Annotated in this window: 1 protein-coding gene; it reads right to left on the reverse strand. The window is 65.5% G+C overall.

All coding sequences use genetic code 11. The features are described from left to right. Positions 1-467: 467 nt before the first annotated feature. Positions 468-973 (reverse strand): DUF6318 family protein (locus WDV86_RS03855; protein WP_339566278.1); only part of this gene is annotated, 506 nt, incomplete at its 5' end.

The raw sequence follows: 973 nt of genomic DNA on the forward strand, positions 1-973 counted from the left end.
TAGGACGACGGGCTCGGCGCCGTCCTCGGGAACGAGCACCTCTTGGGCGGCCGGACCGATGCAGACCAGCTGGCCCTGCTCCCAGGAGCCAGGCCTGGTGTCGGCGACCGGGGCCAGCCACTCCATGAGGGCGACCTCTCCCACTGGGCACGAGGCATTGATCGTCGCCGTGCAGTCCATCGCCTGCAGCGTGTTGGGATTCTCGCCTCCGCACAAAGGCAACCTTCGACGCGCAAAGGGGTCTGGTTCTACGTCGAATACCGGTCTATGTGCGCCTTCTGTGCTGCCGCCCTCTCCGCGAGAGATGTCGGTCTCTGCACCCCCTGACTCGACGACCTCGACAACTATTCTCGACCCTGAGGCGTCGCCCGAGTACTTGCGTGCACCAGGCTGCTGCTGGGCGGACGCCTCTGGGGCACCGAGAAACGCGAAGCTGGCGACAAGTAGAGCACTGGCCAGTGCGGTGCCTACTCCGCGATCTCTAGAGTGCGCCACTTCTCACCGTCCCACTGGACCGCCATCTGCAGGTAGGCCTCGCCTGGTTGAGATGTATCTGAATGAATGACTTCACCGTCGGCGTCACGCTCGAAGATGTCGCTCTGCAATATGACGATGCGGGCGACGACACGACCGCTTGGGCCAGGGTCGACGGCTAAGACAGACGTCAGCGTTACTTGACCCCCGTCGATGACGTTGCCTTTCTGGTACGTCAGGTCGACATCTTCGAGGGTTAGTGAACATGTCCGGCACTCGGGGTCGGAGATCTCTCGTAGCGGTTCGGTGTCACCGGTGCGGTAGGCGTAGTTGGAGACGTCGAAGAAGTGCCGGATGAAGGCCTCGGCGCCCACGGCGTCGCCGGTGCCCGCCTCCGGCGGCAGCGGCGGAGGGGTCTGCGTCGGCTCCGCGGTCGGCGTCGGCTCCGAGGCCGTGGGGGAGGTCGGCGCTGGTGGTGCGGGCGTCGGCATCGGCGACC

Source organism: Pseudokineococcus sp. 1T1Z-3 (assembly GCF_037482365.1).
In the GTDB taxonomy this organism is placed as follows: Bacteria; Actinomycetota; Actinomycetes; order Actinomycetales; family Quadrisphaeraceae; genus Pseudokineococcus.